Source organism: Rhizobium sp. BK591, assembly GCF_014195045.1.
In the GTDB taxonomy this organism is placed as follows: domain Bacteria; phylum Pseudomonadota; class Alphaproteobacteria; order Rhizobiales; family Rhizobiaceae; genus Rhizobium; species Rhizobium anhuiense.
This window is the reverse complement of sequence record NZ_JACIAZ010000008.1, coordinates 281692-308461: the sequence shown is the minus strand read 5'-3', so window position 1 is coordinate 308461 and position 26770 is coordinate 281692. Positions and strand designations below refer to the sequence as shown.

Sequence of the window (26770 nt, the reverse complement as noted above, 5' to 3'; positions counted from 1 at the left end):
TCAACTATGAGAACCATTCTGGTCGCCACAGCGATCGTATGCGCCATCGGTCTCGGATCATGCAGCGATGCGGGCGGGCCGACTGAGTCCACCCCGCGGCAGGTCACCGTCGTCGTCGCCAAACCCGAGCCGCTGGTTGAGGGCGGTGCGATCACCGGGGAAGTTCGCGCACGTGTCCAGACCGATCTGTCCTTCCGTGTCAGCGGCAAGATCATCGAACGGCTGGTGGAAGTCGGACAGTCCGTGAAGGCGGGGCAGTTGCTGGCGCGGATCGATCCGGAAGAGCAGAAGGCCGAACTGGATGTGGCGGCTGCCAATCTTCAGTCGGCTGAAGCCCAGCAGACCCAGGCACAGCTCGCCTATGACCGTCAGCAGAGCCTATTTCGAACGCAGGTGACGACGCGCGCGGCGCTCGACCAGGCGCAGGAGGCGCTTCTGACCGCGCAGGCATCGACGAAGTCGGCGCAGGCGCTGTTGGAAACGGCTCAGGACACTTTGTCCTACACGGAGCTGAAGGCGGATGCCGACGGGATGATCACCGCCCGCAATGCCGAGGTCGGGCAGGTGGCGCAGGCCGCGCAGGTCGTCTTCACCCTTGCCCATGGCGGCGACCGCGATGCCGTCTTCGAGGTGGTCGAAAGCGCGTTCCTACGCCCGATCGACGGCGACGGAACTGTGACCCTTCTGTCGGACCCTTCACAGAAGATCGCGGCGAAGGTGCGCGAGATTTCGCCGACCATCGATTCCTCCACCGGAACCATCAAGGTCAAGGTTGCGATATCGAGCGACGCGCCCATTCCCCTCGGCGCTCCCGTCGTCGGGAGATTCAATTACGTCTCGCAGAACGTCATCCAGCTTCCCTGGTCCGCCATGACGTCCAAGGACGGCAAGCCGGCCGTCTGGATCGTCGATCCCGCATCCTCTGCGGTTTCGGCAAGGGCTGTGGATGTCGCCGGCTACGAGACCGGCAGCTTCATCGTCAAATCAGGCGTGTCGGCGGGTGACGTCGTGGTGACCGACGGGACCAAGTTCCTCAGGCCGGCTGAAATCGTGTCTTATGTCAAGGAAGCTTCCAAGTGAGTATTCGTCCCAAGATAGTCGCCCTGATGATGGGTACGGCCCTGATTTCCTCCTGCACGAAGCAGGAGGAAAGCAAGGAGGATGCGCCCCGTCCCGTGCTGTCGATGACAGTCAAACAGACGTCCGTTTCGAGCCTCAGCCTGACCGGCACGATCGAACCGACGATCGAGACCGAACTCGGCTTCCGGATTCTCGGGCGGATGATCGCCCGCAATGTCAATGTCGGGGATATCGTCAAGCGGGGCGACGTCGTCGCCGCCATCGATCCGCTGGCGCTGGAGCTTGCCGTGCGTAACGCACAGTCGGACGTGGAGAACAGCGACGCCCAGCTCAGAAACGCGGTGACCACGGAGCAGCGCCAGCGGGCGCTGGTGGAGTCGCGTTCCGGCACGGAAGCCTCGCTCGAAGAGGCCGAGCAGGCGAGACGGACGGCCGCGGCCGCCGTCGCCAAGGCGCAGGCCAACCTCGACAAGGCCAAGGAGCAGCTCGGCTACGCGCAGCTTCAGGCGGAATTCGATGGCGTGGTGACGGCGACCTCGGCCGAGGTCGGACAGGTCGTCTCGGCCGGCCAGACGGTCGTGACCATCGCCCGGCCGGACAGGCGCGACGCCGTGGTCGATGTGCCACAGGCAGCCGCCCAGAAACTGAAAATCGGCGCGCCTTTCGAAGTGACGCTGCAGCTCGATCCGACCATCCGCACATCCGGGGTGGTGCGCGAGATCGCGCCGGAGGCGGAGACCGCCACCCGCACGAGCAGAACCAAGATCGCGCTCAGCGATCCGCCTGAAACTTTCAGGCTCGGCTCCGTCATCTCGGCCTCGGCAACCATTGCCGCCGATCCGCAGATCGTTCTGCCTTCCTCTGCCATCCTTGTCGGCAGCGACGGCCCGAGCGTCTGGATCGTCGACGCGCCGGCCAAAAAGGTATCGCTGCGCCGCGTGACGATCGACGGCGACGTCGAAGACGGCGGTACCGTCCGCGTCACCGAAGGGATCGCCGCTGGAGAACGGGTGGTCGTGGCAGGCGTGCATAAACTTGAAGATGGCCAGACCATCAGGATCGACCAGGAGATCAGCCAGTGAAGTCCTTCAACCTTTCCGACTGGGCGCTCGAACACCGTTCGCTCGTCTGGTACTTCATGATCGTCTTCATTCTCGCAGGCACCTTCTCTTATCTGAACCTCGGCCGCGAGGAAGACCCGAACTTCACGATCAAGACGATGGTGATCACCGCCCAGTGGCCCGGCGCCTCCGCCGAAGAGGTGACGCGGCAGGTGACCGACAGGATCGAGAAAAAGCTCCAGGAACTGGAATCGCTCGACTACACCAAGAGCGAGACCGTTGCCGGCCAGACGACCGTCTTCGTCGAACTGCTGCCGACGACCAAGGCCAGGGATGTCGCACCGACCTGGCTGCGCATCCGCAACATGATCGCCGACATCAAGGGCGATTTCCCGAGCGGGGTCGTCGGTCCCTTCTTCAATGATCGCTTCGGCGACGTGTTCGGCAATATCTACGCCTTCACGAGCGACGGACTGACCCAGCGGCAGCTTCGCGATCTCGTCGAAAATGCCCGCTCCGAGGTTCTGACCGTGCCCAACGTCGGCAAGGTCGATGTGATCGGCGCTCAGGACGAGGCGATCTATCTGGAGTTCTCCACGCGCCAGATCGCAGCACTCGGCATCGACCAGCAGTCGGTCATCCAGACCCTGCAGGCGCAGAATGCCGTCACCCAGTCCGGCTTCGTCGATGCCGGGCCGGAGCGCATCGCCCTGCGGGTGAGCGGACAGTTCACTTCCGAGGAAAGCCTCCGGACGATCAACCTCAGGATCAACGACCGCTTCTTCCCGTTGACCGATGTCGCCACGATCAAACGCGGCTACGTCGATCCGCCCTCGTCGCTGTTCCGGTTCAAGGGCCAGCCCGCCATCGGGCTTGCCATCGGCATGAAGCAGGGCGCCAATCTCCTGGAATTCGGCGAGGCGCTGGACGCACAGATGAAGCGCGTCGTCGCCGATCTTCCGATCGGCGTGGACGTCCACCGCGTTTCCGACCAGCCTGCCGTCGTCGACGAAGCGGTGTCCGGCTTTACCCGCGCACTCTTCGAAGCAATCGTCATCGTGCTCGTCATCAGCTTCATCAGTCTCGGTCTTCGCGCCGGCATGGTGGTGGCGATCTCCATACCTCTCGTGCTCGCCATCACCTTCGTGGTGATGGAATATTCCGGCATTTCGCTTCAGCGTATCTCGCTCGGCGCGCTCATCATCGCGCTCGGACTGCTCGTTGATGACGCGATGATCGCCGTCGAGATGATGGTTGCCCGCCTGGAGGCGGGCGACGATCTCAGGAAAGCCGCCACCTACGTCTACACGTCGACCGCCTTTCCGATGCTGACGGGAACGCTCGTCACCATCGCGGGCTTCATTCCGGTTGGTCTCAACAGCAGCGCCGCCGGCGAATTCACCTTCACGCTGTTCGTGGTCATCGCGGTGTCGCTGATCGTTTCCTGGGTGGTGGCGGTGTTGTTTACTCCGCTTCTCGGCGTCACGATCCTGCCGAAGACCATGAAGTCGCATCATGAGAAGAAGGGGCGCTTCGCCTCGATCTTCTCCTGGCTTCTGGGGCTGGCGATGCGCTGGCGCTGGGTCACCATCATCCTCACGGTCGGCGTCTTCGGCCTTTCGGTCGGCGGCATGGGGCTGGTGCAGCAGCAGTTCTTCCCGAACTCGGACAGAACCGAGCTCGTGATCGACTGGAATCTTCCCCACAACAGCTCGATCGCCGAGACCAACAGGCAGATGGCCAAGTTCGAAAAGGAGATGCTGGCCGACAATAAGGATATCGATCACTGGACGACCTATGTCGGCCAGGGTGCGCCCCGCTTCATCCTGTCTTTCGACGTGCAGACACCCGATGTCACCTTCGGACAGACGATCATCGTCACGAAAGGGCTCGAGGTGCGCGACAAGGTGCGGGCGGAGCTGCAGGACTATCTGACAAAAACCTTCCCCGGCACCGACGCCTTCGTGAAGCTTCTCGACATCGGCCCGCCGGTGGGCAAGCCGGTTCAGTACCGGATCAGCGGCCCCGATATTCAAAAGGTTCGCGACATCTCGCAGCAATTTGCCGGCGTCGTCGGCTCGCATCCGCTGCTGTCGAACATGGTCCTGGACTGGAACGAGCCGTCCCGCGTGGTGAAGGTCGACGTGCTGCAGGACAAGGCGCGCCAGCTCGGCGTTTCCTCGGAGGATATTGCCACCGCCCTCAACGGCATCGTCGAAGGCTCGACGGCAACGCAGGTCCGCGACGATATCTATCTGGTCAACGTCATCGGGCGAGCCAGGGCATCCGAACGGGACTCCATCCAGACGCTGCAGAACCTGCAGCTTTCCACCTCCAACGGCAAGGTCGTGCCTCTTTCGGCCGTGGCGAACTTCCGCTACGAACTCGAGCAGCCGACGATCTGGCGTCGTGACCGGCAACCCACCATCACGCTCAAGGCTGCCGTCATCGGTTCGACACAGCCGGCCACCATCGTCGACCAGCTGAAGCCGAAGGTCGAGGAGTTCCAGAAGAACCTTCCGGTGGGATACAAGGTGGAAGTGGGTGGCGCGGTCGAATCCAGCGCGGAAGCCCAAGGGCCGATCGCTGCGGTCGCTCCGCTGATGCTCTTTACGATGGCGACGATCCTGATGATCCAGCTGCAGAGCTTCAGCCGTCTCTTCCTGGTGTTCGCCGTCGCGCCGACGGCCCTGATCGGCGTGGTCGCAGCACTCTTGCTAAGCAACGCCCCCATGGGCTTCGTCGCGATCCTCGGCGTGCTGGCGCTGATCGGCATCCTGATCCGCAACTCGGTTATCCTGGTCGTCCAGATCGAGCATCTGCGCAGCGAAGGAATGGCGCCATGGAAGGCGGTCATCGAGGCCACCGAACACCGCATGCGGCCGATCATGCTGACGGCCGCCGCCGCCACCCTCGCGCTGATCCCGATCTCGCGCGAAATCTTCTGGGGGCCGATGGCCTACGCCATGATGGGCGGCATCGTCGTCGGCACCGCGCTCACCCTGCTGTTCCTGCCTGCGCTCTATGTCGCCTGGTTCCGGATCCCGCGCGATGAAGACGTCCAGGCCGACGCCGTTGCAGAAGCATGAGCACGCGTGTCCCCGAATATCGCATGCGGCCGCCAGGGCGGCCGCTGCATCTCCTGGTCTCCGAGGGGACGGCTCGATGACGGAACTGCGTTTGAAATGGCTTCCGAAGGGCGCGCCGCCGATGCTGGCCACGATCGGTCTGGCAGTGCTCGCCGGTTGCGCCACGAGGCCCTCGCCAGAGGTCTTGAACCCGGTCCATCTGGCGGTTCATCGCGATGAAGCCTCTCATGCGGATGACGTCGCACCGGATCGCGTGAGCGTTCTTGCCGCGACCAACAGAACTCCCGACAGTGTGCGGGGCGGCTTCGGCAGTGCATGGGCTGACAATCTCACCTACGAGCAGTACGCATTTTCGGTCCCTTCCGGCAGGAAGAATACCGCCATCACTTACCCCAGCGCAAAACCGGATCCCGAACGCCAATTTGCGGTCGTCGAGCGCAAGCAGCTGCCGAAGGACGCCTTCGTGCATCAGGCGCTCGCCTCCGTGCAACCCGACGGCACCGTCGGCATCTTCGTGCATGGCTACAACTACAGCTACCAGGAGGCGCTCTATCGCACCGCCCAGATCGCCGCGGACGCCAACATTCCGGGTGCACCGATCCTATTTTCCTGGCCCTCGGCTGCGGCCGTTGCCGGCTATGTCGCCGACCGGGATGCGGCGCTCTCCTCGCGCAGCGACCTCGACGCCCTCGTCAGATCGCTTTCGGCTTCGGGGAAGGTGAAACGCATCATTCTTTTCGGCCACAGCATGGGCGGGTTCCTGGTCATGGAAACGGTGCGTCAGCTCAAGCTGGAACATCGCGATGACGTCATCGCCAAGCTGGCGGTAATCCTGGCCGCCCCTGACATCGACGTCGATGTCTTCCGATCCCAGCTGAAGGATATCGGGCGCATGCCGCTCCCGATATCCCTTCTCGTATCGAAGGACGACCGGGCGCTCGTGGCTTCGAGTTTCATCGCGGGGGAGCGGCCGCGCGTCGGGCGCCTCGATATCGACGATCCCGTCATCGAGGAGGCTGCCTTGAAGGAAAGGCTTCGGGTCATCGACATCACTTCGATCCAGGCCTCCGACGGGCTGGGGCATGATCGCTATGCATCGCTCGCCAAGTTCGGCGCGCAGCTCGCCTCCTTCGAAAGCGGGCGGCGTTCGACCGCCGGTGATGTTGGTGCCTATGTCTTCGATGCCGCCGGCGCCGCGGTGGCAAGTCCGTTTCGCCTGGCCGGACGTGTCGTCGGCGCGCAATGAATGGACTGAAGCAAGAGCCGGCGGCGATGGCTAATCCTCAGGCATCGCCAAGAGATGTGTACAATGTGACTATCAAATTGTCAGATGCCCAAATGAAGAGCAGACTTCCGCCTGTGGTCAAATTGACCTCGAGGATATGGGAGGGCATTCATGAGCGTACGAAATCCGTCTCCCTCGTTGTATAACGAGGATCTTGCACCCGCCGAGGAGCGCAAATGGGGTGCATTCAGCATCTTCAATGTCTGGACATCTGATGTCCACAGCCTGTGGGGCTATTATCTGGCGGCGAGCCTGTTCCTGCTGTGCGGCAGCTTCGTCAATTTCGTCATCGCCATCGGCATCGGATCCCTCGTCATCTTCTTTCTGATGAGCCTGGTCGGCAATGCCGGCGTGCGTACCGGCGTACCCTTTCCGGTTCTGGCGCGCGCCTCCTTCGGCACATTCGGGGCGAATGTTCCGGCACTGGTCCGCGCGGTGGTCGCCTGCTTCTGGTATGGGGCGCAAACCGCGGCCGCGTCCGGCGCTATCGTCGCCTTGCTGATCCGCAACGAAAGCCTGCTCGCCTTCCATCAGAACAGCCACCTGCTCGGCCACTCGACCCTCGAAGTCATCTGCTACGTCATCGTCTGGGGTTTGCAATTACTGATCATCCAGCGGGGGATGGAAACGGTTCGCAAATTCCAGGATTGGGCCGGTCCCGCCGTCTGGATCATGATGCTGATCCTCGCAGTCTATCTGGTCGTCAAATCCGGCACCTTCTCTTTCGGTTCCGAAATCCCGCGCGAAGTGCTGATCGAGAAGACCAAGGATGCCGGCGTGCCGGGTGAACCCGGCTCGATCGCGGCGCTTGCCGCCGTGGCGGCCACCTGGATCACCTATTTCGCGGCGCTCTACCTGAACTTCTGCGATTTCTCGCGCTATGCCACGAGCGAAAAGGCGCTGCGGAAAGGCAACCTCTGGGGGCTGCCGATCAATCTCCTGGCGTTCTGCCTCGTCGCGGGTGTTACGACCACGGCCGCCTTCACAGTCTATGGCGAGGTCTTGCTACATCCCGAAATGATATCGGCGAAATTCGACAGCTGGTTCCTGGCGCTGCTTGCGGCGCTGACATTTGCGATCGCAACGCTCGGCATCAACGTCGTCGCGAACTTCGTGTCGCCGGCCTTCGACTTCGCCAATGTCTTCCCGCGGCAGATCAACTTCAAACGCGGGGGATATATCGCCGCCCTGATCGCTCTCGTGCTTTACCCGTTTGCTCCCTGGGAGACGGGTGCGGCGCATTTCGTCAATTTCATCGGATCGACGATGGGGCCGATCTTCGGCATCATGATGGTGGACTATTACCTTATCCGGAAAAGCCAGCTGAATGTTGAGGCGCTCTACCATGAGAATGGCGAGTTCCGGTTCCAGAGCGGATGGCACGGCAGCGCCTTCGTCGCATTTGCCGTGGGGGCGCTGTTCTCCTCGATCCTGCCGACCTTCACGTCCATCCTTCCGGACTGGTGGGGCACCTACGGCTGGTTCTTCGGCGTCGCCATCGGCGGGGCGATCTATTTCGTGTTGAGAATGGGCGCGCGCCGCAATCCCGCCTTCGCGTCATGACCGAATGAAAAGGCGCCCGGCAATTGCCGGGCGCCTTTCATATCCGATTTCCTGCCGCCATGTGTTTTAGCGGCGTGCGGCGACCGCATGCATGGTTGAACGGGCAGAGGGCTGCGCCATCGTTCTGGCCGTCGAGCGAAGGGCTGCGGACTGGCTGGAGGCCCCATCGTCGAGCCTGAACTGGGCGATAAGTTCGCGAAGCTTCTGGGCTTGCTGCGCCAGCGAATCGGATGCCGCCGTCGACTGTTGCACCATGGTCGCATTCTGTTGCGTCGTCTGGTCCATCCGGTTGACCGCAACATTGACTTCGCTCAGCCCGATGGACTGCTCTTTCGCAGAGGTGGCGATCGAATCCATATGGTGATTGATCTGGGTGATGAAGCCGCCAATGGTCTTCAGGGCCTGGCCGGTATCGCGCACCAGCTTGACGCCGCTTTCCACTTCCTTCGAGGAGTTCTGGATCAGGCCCTTGATTTCCTTGGCAGCGCTTGCCGAGCGCTGTGCGAGTTCGCGCACTTCCTGGGCGACCACGGCAAAGCCCTTGCCGGCCTCGCCGGCTCTTGCCGCTTCGACGCCGGCATTGAGCGCCAGAAGGTTGGTTTGGAAGGCGATTTCGTCGATGACGCTGATGATGTTGGAAATCTGCTGCGACGAGGTCTCGATCCGCTCCATCGCCTCTTCGGCGTGGGAGACCACTTCCGCGGAGACCCCGGCACTGCGATTTGCCTCCGTGGCGACCGTACGCGTCTCCTCGGTTCGCTTGCTGGAGTTCGATACGTTTGCCGTGATCTCTTCCAGCGCTGCCGCCGTCTCTTCGAGCGAGGCCGCCTGCTGTTCCGTACGCTTCGAAAGATCGCTCGCCCCTGAGGAGATTTCCCGCGTGCCTTCGTCGATCGTGCCGATGCTTTCGGAAATTGCTCTCAGCGTCGCGCCAAGCTGGTTGACGGACTGGTTGAAGTCATGGCGCAGCGCCTCGAAGTCGGGGGCGAAGGCCTCGTTGAGCTGGAAGGCGAGGTCGCCTGCGGCCAGTCGCTTCAAACCGGCGGCGAGACCCGAGGTGGCGATGCGCAGCCGCTCCGAGGCGTCGGCTTCCGCCTGCTGCTGAGCGGCAATGCGATCGCCTTCCGCCCTGTTGCGGCTTTCCTCGGCTTCCGTTTCCATGCGCTTGTTCGTGATCGCGGCCTGGCGGAAGATCTCCACCGCGCCCGCCATCGATCCGATTTCGTCGGCGCGGTCGGCAAACGGAATCTTCGAAGCGGTGTCTCCCTCGGCCAGCCGCCGCATCGCGGCGGTGATGCCGGTAATCGGGTTGGCGATGCCGGTCAGCACGAAGGCGACGGCGCCGAGAACGAGCAGTCCTGCAACGCCGATTGTGGCAAGCAGGTAGAATTCTATGGAGTCGAAGGTTTCCTCGCTGAGTTCGGCAGCCTTGTTGCTGCCGCTGACGTCCAATTCGACCAGGGTCGTGGTGGCTTCCTTGAGCTTGTCCGAATAGGAGCGCATCTCCCCGCCCAGATATTGCCCGGCTTCTTCGGTCTTGTTGGCGCGGGAAAGGGCGAGCAACTGCGAGCTGCTGGCGATGTAGCCTCCAACGCTCTCTTTGATCGTCTTGATCAGGTCGCGCTCGTGCTCGGATGAAGCCAGCGAAAGATAGGCGTCCACCGATTTGCCGACGGTATCCTCGGCGACTTTGATGGCCTCTTCGCGGGTTTTCTTTTCCGCATCCGATTGCGCGATGATGTGATCACGATAGGCAAGGCGCAAATTCGTCATGGCGAGATTGATCGCCTGGGAAGCCTGCACGCTCGGCAGCCAATGGGCAGCAATTTCTTCGGTGGAGCCGTTCGTCTTTCGAAGGCCGTCGACCGCGAGATAGGCGACAAGGCCGAAAAGAAGAGCTATGCCGCTGAAAATCAACAGCAAACTCGATTTTATGTTTGGACGACGCATTGAAAGTCCCCATCGAAGGTCCGGCCTCATACCGGTTTGGCTGAGAACTTTTGTATCGAAAAAAATTTAACGATTTGTTCCGGGATGTAAAAAAGCCGTTTACCAGTTTTCCGGAATATCGCCGCTGCCTTCGGTCTCGGGATCCCGCTCAGACTGGAAAATGGCTATCCATGCGTCGTCGGCGATGCTGGGAGCCAGATAATGATGAAGCGCATTTTTTCCGCCTATCTCGCACTGATCCTGCCGGTGCAGGCAGCCGTTTCGCAACCCGCTGACGAGGCGGGAGCGCGTAAAGCCCGGTCTATCGCCCAGCTTCGATCGGAAGGCGTTCCGACCATCGATCATCTGCCGACCATCGAGCCCGAAAACGAGGGCACCCGCCGCAATACCAAGGCTGTCGTTCAGCGCACGATCGCCCTTGCAATCGTTGCCGTCAAAGGCGAGACCGGCGACCACGCAATGGGTCAGGCTCTCATCCGCCAGTTTAACGCCGCAGGTTTTTTCACCCCGAAGGAACAGGCGTTCATGGACGATCCGGATCCCTCGGATCAGGAGCGGACGAATTTCGCCTGGCGGTACGAGGGTGTCCACGTCATGCTGTGGGCGCTCGGAATCTCGCCGGACCTCGAGCGTCCAGACCATATTTGCGATGTGCCATTCATTGCGAACACGCTTCGCGAACTGGGGACGGAAGGGCTCATGCGGCGTGCCAGGCTGCGCCCGCAGAAAGAGCTGCTCGACGCCGCCGACCTTGTCTACCGTTACGATTGGGCCGCCGTGAACGCGCGGCTGAAGGGCGAAGAGCCACCCGCCAGATTGGATAAGGGCGTGGTTTACGAACGGCATTACGCCCTCAACTGGCTGACCGGTTACATGGATCAGGACTGGGACGATATATCCACGGACACATGATGCGGCCCGGGTCCGGCCACGAAAAGCGCCTAGTCAGCCGCCACCGAGGCGGATGATGCATGTTTTACCAAATAGCATTATGATCGGCTGCGCGCCGGGCCGGCGGACGAGTTGGCCGCGGATATGTGATGCGTAGGGATGGGAGGGTGGCAGGATTGGAACAGCTGAAGGATCTGGACAGTATTCCCAAGTGGGGAGGGAGCGGTTCGACATCGCCGCCGTTTGAACGGCCCGGTGTCGTGGCTGCCGCCGTTTACCAGCATGGGCAACGCATTCGGGACATCAGGATCGAAGAGGCCGGGAGAATGCCATCGTCTGGATCGGCCTGCACGAGCCGGATGAAGTGCTGCTGCACCAGGTTCAGGCCGAGTTCAATCTCCATCCGCTGGCGATCGAGGACGCAGCACAGCCCCACCAGCGCCCGAAACTGGAGATCTATGGGGACGCGATGTTCATCGTCGCCCGGACTGCGCATATGAAGGATGACGAAATCGTCTTCGGCGAAACGCATCTGTTCGTCGGTCGCGGCTATGTCGTCTCCGTTCGCCACGGGGACTCGTCCTCGTACCTTGCGGTGCGGCTACGATGCGAGGCCACGCCCACGGCGCTTGCCCACGGCGAGAATTACATTCTCTATTCCATCCTCGATTTCATCGTCGACAATTACATGCCGGTGATCGAGGTCGTGCAGGAGGAGGTTGAGAAGCTCGAGGATCTGGTGCTGCGCGAACAGCTGGCAAAATCCGACATCGAGCGGCTTTACCTGTTGCGGCGCAAGCTGCTGCGGCTGCGCAACGCCGTGGTGCCGCTGGTCGACGTCTGTCGGCGCTACGAGCATATCGATCTTCCCGGCATGGATCCGACGCTCCAGTCGCTGTTTCGCGATGTGACGGATCACGTGCGCCGGGTCCAGGAGGATATCGACGCGCTGCGCGAGGTCCTCGCTTTCGCCTTCGAGGCCAGCGTGATGATTGGCCAGACGGAGCAGACGGCGATTGCCCGCCAGCTCGCCGCCTGGGCGGCGATTCTCGCCGTCCCCACCGCAATCGCCGGCATCTACGGGATGAATTTCAGCGATATGCCGGAACTGAAATTCCAGTATGGCTATTTCGTCGTGCTAGCCGTCATCGCCTTCTTGTGTCTGTTCCTCTTCACTTTCTTCCGTCGGAGGAAATGGCTCTAGATACGTGAGCGCTGCGGACACGCGGCAGACGGGACGTCTGCATTGGCGAGGCGCGTCAGCACAGCGCCTTCAGCAGTCGATCCCGATGGCTCCCGATATAGTCGATATCGCTGAGATAAAGCCGGGCGTCTCCTGCATTCACGTCCTCGACGAATGTCTCATCTCCGGTTGAGGCGCTCGCCAGCATGAAATCGACGAGCGCCTGAAGGCGCCGGCAGATCGTTTCGGGGAGCTGGAGCCGTTCCTCCGCCGTCGCCCCATAGGCCATGCAGAAGATGTCCGCCCGCCGCAGTTGTTCGTCGAGGTCGAATGGCACATGCGGATTGGCGGGATCGGATAAGGGCGCCCAGCGATAAACCGAATAGGCCAGATCCCATACCCGCGGTGCGGGATGGGCGGCGTCGAAATCGATGATCCCGACAGCCTCATGCTCTGCCGTGGCGACATTATAGGGCGCATAATCTCCGTGGCATATGATCTCGCACGGCTCTTGCGGCGGCAGCATCCATGTCTGGACCTCGCGATCCCTCTGCAGAAACCCTTGAGATGCCGAATGAAAATCGCGCAGGAGCCGGGCTGCGGAAACCAGCATGCGCTCCGATCCGACAAACGGATCGTTCAGGTCTTCGCAGACACGCCCGGCGACATAGCTGACGACTTCCTGATTTTCGCCGGTTATCTCAATGGGATCAGGTGCTCTCGCAAAGCCGCTGCTCCTCAGATGGCGTAAAAACCGATGCACCGTCGGCGTCCATGCGCCCGATGGTCGGATGACGGTATCGCCGTCGCGCCAGATCTGCGCGGTTCGCCCGCCCTCCAATGGTTTCACTTCGCGATCTCCAAAGATATTCTAGGCGGATTTCAGTCTTTCGATATGGGCCTGAACCGTCGCGCCGAGGTTTGTCTCATGACAGCTCCGGTAGAACGTCACCGTGTCGGAAGGCATTCCGTCGGGGATGGGGACGAAGTCTTCCAGCCGCAGGCCGCTTGAGCTGCCGAGTTGTGAATCCGCCAGCCGGCATTCGCTCAAACTGCCGACACGATCGGCCAGGGCCTGGAAATAGGCCAGGTTCTCATCGACTGCCGAAGGAGAGTACGTGCGGCCGTGCGCAGGGATGACCAGTCTGGCTTTGAGGTGGCGTATGCGCTCGAGCGAGGAACGGATCAGGCGAAGGTCGCCAGCAGTTCTGCTCCAGACTTCGGGAATGGGGTATTCCACCGCGTCGACGGCCAGGCAGGTGCGAAGTTCGGGAATCCATATGGCGATATGGTCGGGCGTATGTCCTGGCGTATGAATGAGCTCCAGCGTCAGATCGCCGCCGTTGAGGGTCATCGAGCCTGAGAAGGTAATATCGGGACCGATGAGGTCGACGTTCCGAAATCGCGATTCCTGGCTCGCCTTGTCGCTGAGGACTTCTCGTGTGGAAGGGTCGCGCAAACGGTCGAGCGCGGCGGCATGCGCGATAATCGGCGCGCGCCCGGCAATGGCGGCATTTCCCCAGAAATGATCCCAATCCATATGCGAATTGACGACGACCAGCGGACGAGCCTCGGCCCTTTCCTCGAGCAGATCCAGCGCCATCCGGCACAGCTCGGGCGTGCCAAGCGTATCGATCAGGACGTTGAATCTCTCGGTCCGGACGAACACGGCATCCACTTCGTCGCCGACCCGGACGATCACGATGCGATCGTCGAGTCCGGGGTAGGAGCGCAATTCCACCGATGCATTCACGTCTGGTCGCCTCTGTTGCAATCGCAGTGATCTCATCCGGATATATCAAATCACGTTCGGACGCCTGCTCTTTCAGGGGGAGGCGGGATCTGTGGCGGCTTTCGTCTGATTTGGTTCCTGCTTCACGGGGACGTGTACGTCCCAGCGTTTCATCACAGAGTTCGGCACGGCGACCGTGCATATCACCATGACGCTCGGCTTCGAGCGGCCAAGACTCTTCGGCGTCCACTGTGTTTCCAGTGGGACCGCACATCGGGGAACCAGCGTCTTCAGATTGGGCTCCAGCACTTCCCATTGCTGATCCCCCCTGGCGTTCTCGTGCGAAATGAAGCGCCTGGCCTCCTCGCGGATTTCGAACAGGCCATGCGTGTGCTCCGTGGAGTGATCGGTCTCGATGCTCCAGGAAGCCAGACCCAAGGCGCAAGCCGACAGGGCTGCGCCAAGTTGTATCGATCGAAGCAATGGTACGTCGTCAGCAGCCAAATGGGTCACCCTCCCGGGAGGCAGAAGACTACCCAAAAACGGCACGAACCTTCAAGGCTTCGCCGCAGTGCGAGCGCCTTGGAACGCGCCCCATCGATCCCGCGCCAACGCGGCCGACGGTATCTGGCGCATCGCGAATTGCCAGTTTTAGTGGAACAACCGCCGCCAAAAAAAGTTTGCCTCTAAACCAACTCGAGGCGGCGGACGATGTTATTCTCTGCGAACCAGGGTGTGTTGAGCACCCCACCCCGGATTTATTATGTCAATCCACTCCTTCTTCAGGGTGTCGATGCGTGGCGCGAGGTTTTCGACCATGCGGCGGAGATGGGCTTCGACCGTGTGCTGACCGCACCTCTCTTCGATCGGGGCGGGGAGCGCAGCGTCTTCGCCTCCCAAGATCTGGATTGCCTCGATCCTCAACTATCGCTCGGACGCGAGGTCGAGGATGGAGTGGGGTTTCTGGCGGAGGCTGCCCGCAAGAGCGGTGTCGCCTTGATGATGGACTTGATGCTCGACGGCAAAGTCCGGGCTTCCCAAGCGGACTTTCATCCCGTCGACCCCCGGCGCTCGCCATTAGACCCCGAGGACCCGATATCCGCGATGGGCGCAGAGCGCCAATCGCAGCTGTTGGCGGAATGGACTGAACGGCTGCGGTTGCTGACCGAGCTCGGCCTCGCCGGTTACCGGACGCTCGGGATTGATCGCGTCGCGCCGGCGATTTTCAGATCGCTGATTTCGGCAATCCAGGAGAAGGCGGACGCGCAATTTCTCGCCTGGACGCCCGGTACTGATTTTGGCGTGAGGGACGCGGTCAGGGATACAGGCTTCGATGGATGTTTTTCATCGATGGCCTGGTGGGATCTCGACGAGAGATGGTTCATCGAAGAATACCGCGTCCAGGCACCGTTCGGCTGGCAGATCGCTTTTCCGGAGCCGCCATTCGCCCGGCGGATCGCGCACGGAACCGAGAGCCGCGAAGTCCTCGAACGGCGCGCGGTCAGGGCGCTGCGTCTTGCTGCCTCGCTCGGCGGCGGCCTGATGGTTCCGATGGGCTTCGAATATGGTGCAACCACGCCACTCGATCCGACCCATGGGAATGGAGCCGGCTTGCGAGGGATGCGCCATGACCTCGCTTTTGATCTTTCCTCCGAAATTCGCCTTGCAAACAATGAGATCGGCAAGAACCCTCATGCGCGTGCCGCATCGCTGCGGCTGATCCGCAACGCCAATGGCCCGGTCTCGGCACTTCTGCAGTCCGAGGCGGAAGACCTGCGCAGCGCCGAGAATGTACGCTTCATCCTGCTCAATAGGGATCTTCGGAAGAGCGCACCCGCGCCGGTGACGGCCCTTCGCGAAGCGGCTTCCGGTTTTCTTCCCGTCGCGACCGACGGCGCGCCGCTGCGGCTGCGGGCCGGGGAGGCCCGGGTGGTTGAATGTAAGGCGCCGTCGCCGATCACATCCCAGCCGATCCTCGAGATCGAGCAGGCGGTCGCGTCGGCGCGGCTCGCCATCGAAAACATCATGCCGAGGGTCGACGACGGGCGCTTTCCCGTCAAGCGGGTGGTCGGCGACATCGTGGCCGTCGAGGCGGATATAATTGCCGACGGCCACGACCCGCTCGTCGCAGTCCTGCTCTGGCGGCCGGTCGATGCTGCGGACTGGAACGAGACGGAGATGCAACTGGTCGAAAACGACCGCTGGCGCGCCGAATTCCTGCTGGAGCGCACCGGACGCTACGAATTTGCCATCGAGGCATGGAAAAACCCGTTTGCGATCTTTCGTTACGAACTGACGAAGAAGAACGATGCCAGGCTGGACCTGAAGCTCGAACTGCAGGAGGGCCTGAACCTCGTCCGCTCGGCTGAGACGCATGCGGGTGCTGCGCTCCGCACCGAATTGCAGGCCCTCGCCGACAGTCTCGAAAGGGCGTCCGATGTCGAGCGCACGGCGATCCTGCTCGATGCCGGGACATCCGGATTGATGGACAGGGCGGACAGCCGGCCGTTTCGGCTTCGCTCAGAGGCAAGCACCGTCGATGCCGAACGGAAGGCGGCCGCCTTTGCCAGCTGGTATCAGATCTTCCCGCGCTCGCAGAGCGGCGATCCGGACCGGCACGGCACTTTCGACGACGTCATCCCCAGATTGCCCGCCATCCGCGATATGGGCTTCGACGTGCTCTATTTCCCGCCGATTCATCCGATCGGTTCGACCAACCGGAAAGGCCGTAACAACAGTTTGAAAGCCGCGCCGGGCGATCCCGGAAGCCCCTATGCCATCGGCTCGGAGGACGGCGGCCACGATGCCATCCATCCCGAGCTCGGCGAGTTCGAGGATTTCCGCCGGCTGGTCGAGGCGGCAAGCCGGCATGGTCTCGAGATCGCTCTCGACCTCGCGATCCAGGCGTCGCCGGATCACCCCTGGCTGAAGGAGCATCCCGGCTGGTTCGACTGGCGTCCCGACGGCACGATCAAATATGCCGAAAACCCGCCGAAGAAATACGAGGATATCGTCAACGTCGATTTCTACACGAAAGACGCGCTGCCTTCGTTATGGGTGGAGCTCAGGGATGTCGTCCAGCTTTGGGTGGATCAGGGCGTCAAGCTGTTTCGCGTCGACAATCCGCACACCAAACCCTTTCCGTTCTGGGAATGGCTGATCGGCGATATCAGGGCGCGTCACCCTGATGTCGTCTTCCTGTCGGAGGCCTTCACCAAGCCGAAGGTCATGTACCGGCTGGCAAAGATCGGCTTCTCCCAGTCCTACACCTACTTCACCTGGCGCAATGCCAAATGGGAGCTCGAGCAATATATGCGAGAGCTGACCGAGACGCCGGCGAAGGAGTTCTTCCGCCCGCATTTCTTCGTCAACACCCATGATATCAATCCGGATTTCCTGCAGAATGCGCCACGTCCGGCCTTCCTGATCCGCGCAGCCCTTGCCGCCACCCTGTCGGGTTTGTGGGGCGTCTATAACGGTTTCGAACTTTGCGAGGGGCGTCCTGACGCTAAACGCAAGGAATATGCCGACAGCGAGAAGTACGAGATCCGTGCCTGGGACTATGACCGGCCGGGCAATATCATTGCCGAAATCAGGACGCTCAACCGCATCCGGACCGAAAACACCGCGCTGCATTCGCATCTCGGGCTGACGCTGCTGAATGCGCGAAATGACAATATCCTGTTTTTCGAGAAGGCAAGCCGTGCCCGCGACAATGTCCTGCTGATCGCCATCAGCCTCGACCCCTACAATTTCCAGCAAAGCGACGTCGAACTGCCGCTCTGGCACTGGTCGCTCGGAGACGGCGGCACGCTGGATGCCGAAGATCTGATCGTCGGGCATCGTTTCAAGTGGACCGGGAAATGGCAGAGCATCGGGTTCAACCCCGAGGTCCTGCCCTATGCGATCTGGCGTATTCGCTCAAGGGAGGCATGAATGGACGCGATGAATGCCGATGGCTCACACCAGCCGCTGTGGTACAAGGATGCGATCATCTACCAGCTGCACATCAAGTCGTTCTACGACGCCAATGGCGACGGGGTCGGCGATTTTGCCGGCCTGCACCAGAAGCTCGATCACATCGCGGCCCTCGGCGTCAACGCCATCTGGCTGCTGCCGTTCTTTCCCTCTCCGCGCCGCGACGACGGCTATGACATTGCCGATTATGGCAATGTCAGCTCCGATTACGGGACGGTGGAGGATTTCCGCGCCTTCGTCGATGCTGCTCACCAGCGCAATATCCGCGTCATCATCGAGCTCGTCATCAACCACACCTCCGATCAGCATCCTTGGTTCCAGCGCGCCCGCCAGGCGCCAGCGGGATCACCGGAGCGCGACTTCTACGTTTGGTCGGATACCGATCAGAAATTTCCGGAAACGCGGATTATTTTCATCGACACGGAAAAATCCAACTGGACATGGGACGCCGTTGCCGGCGCCTATTACTGGCACCGCTTCTATTCCCATCAACCCGACCTGAATTTCGACAGCCCCCTCGTCATGGAGGAATTGCTGAGGGTGATGCGCTTCTGGCTGGAAACCGGCATAGACGGATTTCGTCTCGACGCGATCCCCTACCTCGTCGAGCGCGAGGGAACGATCAACGAAAACTTGCCGGAAACCCATGCAATCCTCAGACGCATTCGCGCCGCTCTCGACGCCACCCATCCCGGCGTGATGCTGCTTGCCGAGGCCAATCAGTGGCCGGAGGACACGCGCGAATATTTCGGGGACGGCGACGAATGCCACATGGCCTTCCACTTCCCGCTGATGCCACGGATGTATATGGCGATCGCCAAGGAGGACCGGTTCCCGATCACCGACATCCTGCGTCAGACGCCGGAGATTCCCGACAACTGCCAATGGGCGATCTTCCTTCGCAACCACGACGAGTTGACGCTCGAAATGGTGACCGACGCCGAGCGGGACTATCTTTGGGAGACCTATGCATCCGACAAGCGCGCCCGCATCAATCTCGGCATAAGGCGGCGCCTAGCGCCGCTGATGGAACGCGACCGCCGGCGGATCGAACTGATGAACGCGTTGCTTCTGTCGATGCCGGGAACGCCGGTGATCTATTATGGCGACGAGATCGGCATGGGGGACAATATCTATCTCGGCGACCGGGATGGGGTGAGGACGCCGATGCAATGGTCTCCGGACCGCAATGGCGGCTTCTCCAGGGTAGACCCGGCGCGTCTCGTCCTGCCGCCGGTCGCCGATCCGCTCTACGGTTTCGAGGCCGTCAACGTCGAGGCGCAGAGCACGGACGCGCATTCGCTGCTGAACTGGACGCGCAAAATGCTGGCGCTGCGCGGCAGGCATCCGGCTTTCGGACGTGGTTCGCTGCGGTTCCTCTCACCGGAGAACCGCAAGATCCTTGCCTATCTCCGGGAATATGAAGACGAGACCCTGCTTTGCGTCGCAAACCTCTCGCGGCTGCCACAGGCCGTCGAACTCGACCTGTCGAGCTTCGAGGGCCGCGTGCCCATCGAACTGACCGGCATGTCACCCTTTCCGCCGATCGGTCAACTGACCTATCTGCTTACGCTGCCGCCCTACGGCTTCTTCTGGTTCCAATTGGAGGCCGATGCCGACCCGCCGGCATGGCGCACCGCGCCGCCGGAGCAGCTTCCAGATCTGGTGACGATGGTCATCCGCCGCGGCCTGCTCGATCTTGTCGATGAACCCAAGCTTGCGCGCGCCCTCAGCACTGAAATCCTGCCTGCCTATCTCGCGAAACGGCGGTGGTTCGGGGCGAAGGACCAGGCGCTTCAGGCAGCGCGTCTGATCTCCGCGACGCCGATCCCATTCGCCGACGGTATCGTTCTCGGTGAATTGGAAGCCGTACTGCCGAACCATAGCGAATCCTATCAACTGCCGCTGGCGGTCGCCTGGGACGATGCGCAACCCTCCGCGCTGACCCAGCAACTGGCGCTCGGACGGATTCGCCAGGGCAGGCGCGTTGGCTTCCTCACGGATGGATTTGCCGTGGAGGCGATGGCGCGCGGCATCCTGCGCGGACTTCGCGACCGCTCCCGCATCACCGGCCGCACCGGCACCCTCGAATTTCTCGGCACGGAGCGGCTCGATCGCCTTGAAGTCACTGACGACCTTGCGGTCCATTGGCTTTCGGCCGAGCAGTCCAACAGTTCGCTGATCGTCGGCGACCTCGCGATGATCAAGCTGATCAGGCACATCTTTCCGGGTATCCATCCGGAGGTCGAGATGACGCGCTATCTCACCCGCGCCGGCTATGACCACACGGCGCCCCTGCTCGGCGAGGTCGCGCACACCGATTCCAGCGGACGCCGTTCGACCTTGATCATCGTCCAGGGCGCGATCCGCAATCAAGGCGACGCCTGGAACTGGATGCTGAACAATCTGCGCCGTGGGGCAGACGAACTCGTGCTGAACGACCCGGCCGTCCAGCCCGGCGACGACGTCTTCCGGTCGCTGATCAGTTTCGTCGCGATGGTCGGCCTCCGGCTCGGCGAACTGCATGTCGTACTCGCCGGGGAGACCGATGACGAAGCCTTCAGTCCGGTGGTCGCAGGCGACAGCGAGGTCGAGGCGATGAAGAAGGCCGTTGCCGGCGAGGTTGCCTATGCCCTGTCGAAACTTGTCGAACGCGAGGAGAACGCCGATCCGGCGATCGACCTGCTCGCAGCACCGCTTCTCGCGCGCCGTTCCGAACTCGCCGAGCTCGCCGCGACGCTGGCGGCGAGCGCCCGGCATACGCTGATGACGCGCACGCATGGCGATTTCCATCTTGGCCAGATCCTCGTCAGCGAGGGCGATGCCGTCATCATCGACTTCGAGGGGGAACCCGCGAAAAACCTGACCGAGCGCCGCGCCAAGACCAACCCGCTGCGCGATGTCGCCGGGCTTTTGAGATCGCTGAGCTATCTCGTGGCCACCGCCCAACTGGATAACGACGCAGTCATCGAACACGAGAACGAAGTCCGGCGCGAGGCGATCGCCCGCTTCGGGCGCCATGCCGAGGAGGCTTTTCTCGATGCCTATTCGCAGGCGGTCTCCGTATCGAAGGAGCTTGACATGCCAGCCAATCAAAGACGGAGGGTTCTCGATGCCTTTCTTCTCGAAAAGGCCGCCTACGAGATCGCCTATGAAGCCCGCAACAGGCCGAAATGGCTTCCGATCCCATTATCCGGCTTTACCGAAATCGTATCGCGTCTGGCGGGGGTGAAGGCATGAATGTTGAACGTTCGGAACTTCTATCAGGCATCGGACAGGATGCGTTATGGGCCCTGATCGAGGGACGTCATGGCGATCCGTTTTCGATCCTCGGTCCCCACGAAAGCGGTGGCATGACGATCGTGCGGGTCTACCTGCCCGGCGCCGAAGCGGTCGATCTCATCGAGGCGGCGAGCGGTCGGGTGGTGACGCCTTTCAGCATCGCCCATCCGTCCGGCCTGTTTGCGGCAGTGGCCGCGTCGAGGACGGGATATCGGCTGCGGATCACCTGGCCGGATGCCGTCCAGATCACCGAGGATCCCTACAGTTTCGGCCTGCTGCTGGGAGAACTCGACCTCCATTTGATATCGGAAGGCACCCACTACAGCCTGAGCCGGACGCTCGGCGCTATGGCGATGTCGATCGACGGCATATCAGGGGTCCGCTTTGCCGTGTGGGCTCCGAATGCGCGCCGTGTCTCGGTCGTCGGCGACTTCAATGCCTGGGACGGGCGGCGAAACCCGATGCGGTTGAGACCGTCGGCGGGCGTCTGGGAACTGTTCGTTCCGCGCCTCGCCCCCGGCGAAAGATACAAGTTCGAGATCGTCGACGCGCAGGGGACCTGCCTGCCGCAGAAGGCCGATCCGGTGGCAAGGGCGAGCGAGGCCGCCCCGTCGACCGCATCCATCGTCGCATCGTCGACGCCGTTTCGATGGAGCGATGACGGCTGGATGAAGGGCCGATCCCTGCAAGACAGACTGGAGGGCGCATTCTCCGTCTACGAGGTGCACGCCGGCTCCTGGCTTCGCGACCAAAAGGATGGCAACAGGTCACTCGACTGGGTCGAGCTCAGCCAGCGGCTCGTTCCCTATGCCCGCGACATGGGTTTTACCCATATCGAGCTCCTCCCGATCATGGAGCATCCCTTCGGCGGCTCCTGGGGTTATCAGCCGCTCGGCCTGTTTGCGCCCACCGGCCGATACGGAACGCCTGAGGATCTCGCCTATTTCGTCGACCGGTGCCATGGCGCCGGGCTCGGCGTCATCCTCGACTGGGTGCCGGCCCATTTTCCCACAGACGTCTGGGGGCTTGCTCGCTTCGACGGCAGCGCACTCTACGAGCACGAAGATCCGCGCGAAGGCTTTCACCGCGACTGGAACACGCTGATCTACAATCTCGGCCGCAACGAGGTGAAAGGGTTCCTGATCGCCAGCGCGCTCGAATGGCTCGAGCGTTACCATATCGACGGTTTGCGGGTCGATGCGGTTGCCTCGATGCTTTACCGCGACTACAGCCGCAACGAGGGCGAGTGGATTCCCAACCAATATGGCGGTCGCGAAAACCTGGAAGCGGTCGCATTCTTCAAGCACCTGAATAGCATCATTCACGAGCGCTGCCCGCACGCGATGATGATCGCCGAGGAATCGACGGCCTGGCCCGGAGTGACGAAACCGCCGGAGCAGGGAGGACTCGGATTCGACATTAAATGGAACATGGGCTGGATGCATGACAGCCTGAGCTACATCGAGAAAGATCCGATCTACCGGAGCTATCACCACGGTACGATGACTTTCGGGATGATCTATGCCTATTCCGAGCGCTTCATGCTGCCGATTTCCCATGACGAGGTCGTCTACGGAAAGGGCTCGCTGCTGACCAAGATGCCGGGCGACGAATGGCAGAAATTCGCCAATCTGCGCAGCTATCTTGCCTTCATGTGGGGCCATCCCGGCAAAAAGCTTCTGTTCATGGGCAGCGAAATCGCCCAGCCGGGCGAGTGGAACCATGACGGTTCGGTGACCTGGGATGTACTGGACCGGCCCCAGCATGTCGGTATCCAGCGGCTGGTGCGCGATCTGAACAGCCTTTACGGGCAAGAGCCGGCATTGCAGTTCGGCGACTTTCACCCGGAGGGCTTCGAATGGGCGGCAGCCGACGACGCCGTCAATTCCGTTCTCGGGATGCTCCGTTACGCGCCCGCCCGCGCTTCGTCGTTCCTGGTCGTGTCGAATTTCACGCCGGTGCCGCGTTACGGTTACAGGATCGGTGTGCCGAGCGACGGTGTGTGGATCGAACGGATAACGACCGATGCACGGGAATATGGCGGCTCGGGTCTGGTCAATGGCGCGGTCTCGACTGAACCCGTGGCGGCCCACGGCAGGCCCGTCTCCCTGTCGCTGACGCTGCCGCCGCTGTCGACGATGTTTCTGCAGGGGCCGTCGCCTTGACGAGGTCTCAGGCCCTTGCGGCTTCGCGGTCGTTTGGCATCATTCGGCATGCGGAGCCGCATGAATGAAAGGCCAGGGGCTCGCCTCGGATCCCTTCTCGACGGGAACCTCGATGAGAACGGGTTCGTCGAGTGATAGGGCTTTCTCGAGCGCGTCTTTCAATGCGCCGGGGCTCGTCACCCTGAACGCGCGAATGCCGAAGCTCTCGCCAAGGGCGACGAAATCCGGATTGGTGAGGTCCGAGCCAAGATAGCGGCCCTTATACGCCTGCTTCTGGTCGCGCAGCACGTTGCCAAAGGCAGAATTGTTGAAGACGACAGCGATGACATTGATCTTGTGCTGGACGGCTGTGGCAAGTTCCTGAACGCCGAACAGGAAGCCGCCATCGCCGGAAATGGAAATAACGGCTTTGTCGGGATGAGCGACCTTGACGCCCAAGGCCGTGTTGAAGCCGAAACCCAGATTGTCCTGATAACCGCATGTGACGTATTGGCGAGGGCCATAGACCGGGAATGCAAATCGGGCGGTAAAGCCCATCTGGCAGATTTCCTCGACGAAGAAGCCGTCCCTTGGCAGAGCTTCGCGGATGGCATCGAGATAGGCGAGCTGCGGCTGTACTGCCGAGAAGCGAGACCTGGCCTCTGTGTTGAGGTCGGCAAATTCGCGTGTGCGATCCTCGCGGCTGGAACCTGCCACGGCATCGAGCAGAGCCTGTGCTCCCGCCTTGGCATCCGAGACGATGCCCACATCGGGCTTGAGGCGGACCATTTCGGTCGGATCGATATCGATGCGGATGACCTTGAGACCTTTGGGCAGCCACTTCCATCGCATGAACTGCAATTCGAGCCGGCTGCCAATGCCGATCAGGACGTCCACCTTCTTCCAGTATTCGTAGGCGGCGACGAAATTCAGATAGTTCGGATGGTCGTCGGCGACGATGCCCTTGCCGGAGCGATGGCCGGTGACGGGGGCCTGCAGCAGTTCTGCAAGTGCTGCGATCTCGGCGCCGGCATCTGCCGCACCGCCGCCGACCATGATCATCGGGTTCTTGGCACCTGAAATCAGTGCCGCTGCGGCGGCGATCGCATCGGGGTTCACGACCGGAGAAAGCGCTCTCGAACCGACGGGAAGGTCGATTTCGGGGCCGGATTGTCCAAACACGTCCCATGGCGCTTCGACCGCTCCCGGACCTTGGCGGCCCGAGAGCATTTTACTGACGACCCCGGCCATGACAGGACCGGTTTCGGACTGGTGATTGATGCGTTCCGCCGTCTTGGTGATTCCGCGCATCGTGGCGAGCTGATCCGGCAATTCGTGCAACTGCCCTCTGCCTTGACCGATCAAATGGGACATGATGTTGCCGGTAATGCAAAGCACTGGCGCGTTGGCTCCATAAGCGGTGCATAGAGCTGCGCCGGAATTGAGGACGCCCGGCCCAGGCACGACGGTATAGGCGCCGATCCGACCGGTGGACTTGGCATAGCCGTAAGCCATGTAGCCGGCGCCCTGCTCGTGCCGGGTGTGAATGAACCGAACCTTATCGCCGGCGCCGTAAAGGGCATCGTTGAAATCATACATGTGGGCGCCGGGGATGCCGAAGACCGTGTCGATCCCATGGGCGACGAGGGAACGGGTCATCGCCTGACCGGTCGTTTCTTTCCTGCTCATCTGAAGACTCCAATGCGGGCGTTCGGCTAGGCGACTGCCGATGATTTCAGGCAGCCTTCGGCTCGAAGCGCCGCGACAATGGCGCCGGCGTCGGCCGGCTGCATGCCGGCAAGGTTCATGCGCCCAGAATCCGCCATGTAGATACCGTGGCTCGCTCTGAGCGCGACGGCCGTATCCTTCGACATGGCGAGATTGGAGAACAGACCGCGCTGCCGGGCGATGAAGGCCAGATCAGGGGAGGCGGCGGCGAGCGCTGCCCGGTTGCCGTTGACACGCTGGCACATCTCTTCGAGCTCGGCGCACCACATGGCCGTCATCTCGGCGCTCTCGAGAATGGTCCTGACGATGGCGGCGCCATGGTCGGGCGGCATGGACCAGTTCACACGGGCAAGTGCCGCCATGTTGCTTTCGGCTTTCCTCAGGTCATCTCCATTGCGGGCCATGACATAGAGCGCGCCGACACGCTCGCGATAGAGACCGAAATTCTTGTCGCAGGAATAGGCGATCAGCGCCTCATCGACTGCGTCGAGGACCATGCGTGCCGGCGCGGCGTCCTGTTCGAGGCCGTCGCCAAGCCCCTGATAGGCGAGATCGATGAACGGCACCAGCCGATGCGCGACAAGGAGCTCGGTAATCTCTAGCCACTGTTCCATAGTGAAGTCGATACCGGTCGGATTATGGCAGCAACCGTGAAGGAGAACGACGTCGCCTTCCCGAGCGGAAGACAAGGCGTCGATCACGCTTTCGAATATCACCTGCTGCGACGCCAAGTCGACGAAGGCGTACTCCTTTACCGGCAAGCGCGCCGAGCTGAAGATCGGCGCATGATTTGGCCAGCTTGGCGTCCCGAGCAGAACCTTCGCCGATGGATTTGCCGCCTGGATAAGCTCGGCCCCGAGACGCAAGGCGCCGCTTCCACCGGGTGTCTGAATGCCGACGAGGCGTTGCGTAAACGTCGGCGATTTTCCGAAGATGATGGGCTGCAGCAGGCGCACGAATTGCAGGTCGCCTTCCGGCCCGAGATATTTCTTGCTGTCCTGGGTCTCCAGGAGAAACTGTTCCGCCGCTTTGACGGCACGCATCACCGGCGTGCGTCCCATGGCGTCACGATAGACGCCGACGCCAAGGTCGATTTTTCCGGGGCGATCGTCGGCCTGGAAGGCCTTGATGAGTGCAAGCAGGCTGTCGGCCGGCCGACTGTTCAGTTCGTCAAACACAAGTCCACCTCGTTTCTTGAATTCTGGCTCGCAGACTAGCTGAACTTTCACGACGAATTTCTGCGATTATCTCCCTGAAACCGCGCCATCATGCAGACAATCGGCGCGATATGGCTATGATGTGCAGAAATTCACCGTTCGAGGAGGGCGGCCATGCTTGACCCATTCGATATCAAATTGCTTGCCGCCCTCCAGCAAAACAGCGAGGTGACGCAGAGCGAGCTGTCTCAGAAGGTCAATCTCTCTGCGACCCAATGCGCTCGCCGTTTGGAAAGGCTGCGCAACGAGCAATATATCCAGAGTGTCGTCGCCATCCTCAATCCGGTGAAACTGGGTTTTACCGTCGTTGCCCATACGCTCGTCAGCTTGAGAGCACATACGGAAGGCGGCAACGAGCGGCTTCATCGCTTCATCGAGACCGCGCCGGAGATCCTGGAGTGTTATTCGCAGACCGGCGACGCCGACTTTCTGATGAAGGTCATGACGCGCGACCTCGAACATCTCAGCCAGTTTCTCGAAAGAATGATCCGGGTCACCGACAATCTGGCGTCGGTCAAGTCAAGCATCGTCCTCAAGACACTGAAAAAGACGACCGCTTTGCCGCTGCAGATCGTGACCTGAGACGC

General features: G+C 61.6%; 16 protein-coding genes and 1 pseudogene. 11 read left to right on the top strand and 6 right to left on the bottom strand.

What is annotated here, in order from left to right:
- Positions 1-6 precede the first annotated feature (6 nt).
- The 5 genes from FHX10_RS30125 (at position 7) to FHX10_RS30105 (ending at position 8078) form a co-directional block, all read left to right on the top strand.
- Positions 7-1080, top strand: coding sequence for an efflux RND transporter periplasmic adaptor subunit (locus FHX10_RS30125; RefSeq protein ID WP_063473553.1), 1074 nt, complete (start codon positions 7-9; stop codon positions 1078-1080).
- Positions 1077-2162 (top strand): efflux RND transporter periplasmic adaptor subunit, encoded by a 1086-nt coding sequence (locus FHX10_RS30120; protein ID WP_029868245.1) that lies wholly within the window; start codon positions 1077-1079, stop codon positions 2160-2162. The genes FHX10_RS30125 and FHX10_RS30120 overlap by 4 nt, the downstream gene beginning before the upstream one ends.
- A complete protein-coding gene (locus tag FHX10_RS30115) occupies positions 2159-5230 on the top strand; it encodes an efflux RND transporter permease subunit (RefSeq protein WP_097631273.1) in 3072 nt (1023 codons plus the stop codon). Before FHX10_RS30120 ends, FHX10_RS30115 begins: the two co-directional genes overlap by 4 nt.
- A gap of 76 nt (positions 5231-5306) precedes the next feature.
- Complete coding sequence (locus FHX10_RS30110) at positions 5307-6476, top strand: alpha/beta hydrolase (RefSeq protein ID WP_168332709.1); 1170 nt, start codon at positions 5307-5309, stop codon at positions 6474-6476.
- 150 nt (positions 6477-6626) lie between these two features.
- Positions 6627-8078 (top strand): NCS1 family nucleobase:cation symporter-1, encoded by a 1452-nt coding sequence (locus FHX10_RS30105; RefSeq protein ID WP_183845424.1) that lies wholly within the window; start codon positions 6627-6629, stop codon positions 8076-8078.
- Between the two features lie 66 nt (positions 8079-8144).
- Here FHX10_RS30105 and FHX10_RS30100 read toward each other — a convergent pair whose 3' ends face one another.
- Positions 8145-10028, bottom strand: a complete 1884-nt coding sequence (locus FHX10_RS30100) for a methyl-accepting chemotaxis protein (RefSeq protein WP_183845425.1) — start codon at positions 10026-10028, stop codon at positions 8145-8147.
- 201 nt (positions 10029-10229) lie between these two features.
- Between FHX10_RS30100 and FHX10_RS30095 the strand changes: the two genes are divergently transcribed.
- The gene (locus FHX10_RS30095; protein ID WP_184390652.1) at positions 10230-10940 is read left to right on the top strand and encodes a DUF4272 domain-containing protein; all 711 of its coding nucleotides are present in this window, start codon (positions 10230-10232) and stop codon (positions 10938-10940) included.
- A 155-nt stretch (positions 10941-11095) separates the two neighbouring features.
- Positions 11096-12123 (top strand): annotated as a pseudogene (locus FHX10_RS30090) (magnesium and cobalt transport protein CorA).
- Between the two features lie 55 nt (positions 12124-12178).
- Here FHX10_RS30090 and FHX10_RS30085 read toward each other — a convergent pair.
- From FHX10_RS30085 to FHX10_RS30075, 3 genes are all read right to left on the bottom strand, one after another.
- Positions 12179-12952, bottom strand: a complete 774-nt coding sequence (locus FHX10_RS30085) for an aminoglycoside phosphotransferase family protein (protein WP_183845427.1) — start codon at positions 12950-12952, stop codon at positions 12179-12181.
- A gap of 21 nt (positions 12953-12973) precedes the next feature.
- Positions 12974-13855, bottom strand: coding sequence for an MBL fold metallo-hydrolase (locus FHX10_RS30080; protein WP_183845428.1), 882 nt, complete (start codon positions 13853-13855; stop codon positions 12974-12976).
- Positions 13856-13927: 72 nt separating this feature from the next.
- Complete coding sequence (locus tag FHX10_RS30075) at positions 13928-14317, bottom strand: hypothetical protein (RefSeq protein ID WP_097631291.1); 390 nt, start codon at positions 14315-14317, stop codon at positions 13928-13930.
- 228 nt (positions 14318-14545) lie between these two features.
- Here FHX10_RS30075 and FHX10_RS30070 point away from each other — a divergent pair, with 228 nt between their 5' ends.
- From FHX10_RS30070 to glgB, 3 genes are read left to right on the top strand one after another with little or no spacing between them, the layout of a single operon-like run.
- The gene (locus FHX10_RS30070; RefSeq protein ID WP_183845429.1) at positions 14546-17770 is read left to right on the top strand and encodes an alpha-1,4-glucan--maltose-1-phosphate maltosyltransferase; all 3225 of its coding nucleotides are present in this window, start codon (positions 14546-14548) and stop codon (positions 17768-17770) included.
- Positions 17771-21052 carry a maltose alpha-D-glucosyltransferase gene (gene treS, locus FHX10_RS30065; protein ID WP_183845430.1) on the top strand — a complete coding sequence of 1094 codons (3282 nt, stop codon included), beginning with the start codon at positions 17771-17773 and terminating at the stop codon, positions 21050-21052. It abuts the gene before it with no gap.
- Complete coding sequence (gene glgB / locus FHX10_RS30060) at positions 21049-23259, top strand: 1,4-alpha-glucan branching protein GlgB (RefSeq protein WP_063473563.1); 2211 nt, start codon at positions 21049-21051, stop codon at positions 23257-23259. Before treS ends, glgB begins: the two co-directional genes overlap by 4 nt.
- Positions 23260-23298: 39 nt before the next feature.
- Here glgB and FHX10_RS30055 read toward each other — a convergent pair whose 3' ends face one another.
- Positions 23299-24927, bottom strand: a complete 1629-nt coding sequence (locus FHX10_RS30055; protein ID WP_183845431.1) for a thiamine pyrophosphate-dependent enzyme — start codon at positions 24925-24927, stop codon at positions 23299-23301.
- A 26-nt stretch (positions 24928-24953) separates the two neighbouring features.
- Positions 24954-26144: an amino acid aminotransferase gene (locus FHX10_RS30050; protein WP_097543745.1), complete on the bottom strand. Its 1191-nt coding sequence runs from the start codon at positions 26142-26144 to the stop codon at positions 24954-24956.
- 153 nt (positions 26145-26297) lie between these two features.
- On the opposite strand from FHX10_RS30050, the gene FHX10_RS30045 reads away from it, so the two are divergent.
- Positions 26298-26765, top strand: a complete 468-nt coding sequence (locus FHX10_RS30045) for an Lrp/AsnC family transcriptional regulator (RefSeq protein WP_048338445.1) — start codon at positions 26298-26300, stop codon at positions 26763-26765.
- Positions 26766-26770 lie beyond the last annotated feature (5 nt).

Coding starts and splice junctions, on each gene's coding strand:
- FHX10_RS30125 (WP_063473553.1), top strand. CDS start 7: ATGAGAACCATTCTGGTCGCCACAGCGATCGTATGCGCCATCGGTCTC.
- FHX10_RS30110 (WP_168332709.1), top strand. CDS start 5,307: ATGACGGAACTGCGTTTGAAATGGCTTCCGAAGGGCGCGCCGCCGATG.
- FHX10_RS30105 (WP_183845424.1), top strand. CDS start 6,627: ATGAGCGTACGAAATCCGTCTCCCTCGTTGTATAACGAGGATCTTGCA.
- FHX10_RS30100 (WP_183845425.1), bottom strand. CDS start 10,028: ATGCGTCGTCCAAACATAAAATCGAGTTTGCTGTTGATTTTCAGCGGC.
- FHX10_RS30095 (WP_184390652.1), top strand. CDS start 10,230: ATGATGAAGCGCATTTTTTCCGCCTATCTCGCACTGATCCTGCCGGTG.
- FHX10_RS30070 (WP_183845429.1), top strand. CDS start 14,546: ATGTTATTCTCTGCGAACCAGGGTGTGTTGAGCACCCCACCCCGGATT.
- treS (WP_183845430.1), top strand. CDS start 17,771: ATGGACGCGATGAATGCCGATGGCTCACACCAGCCGCTGTGGTACAAG.
- glgB (WP_063473563.1), top strand. CDS start 21,049: ATGAATGTTGAACGTTCGGAACTTCTATCAGGCATCGGACAGGATGCG.
- FHX10_RS30055 (WP_183845431.1), bottom strand. CDS start 24,927: ATGAGCAGGAAAGAAACGACCGGTCAGGCGATGACCCGTTCCCTCGTC.
- FHX10_RS30045 (WP_048338445.1), top strand. CDS start 26,298: ATGCTTGACCCATTCGATATCAAATTGCTTGCCGCCCTCCAGCAAAAC.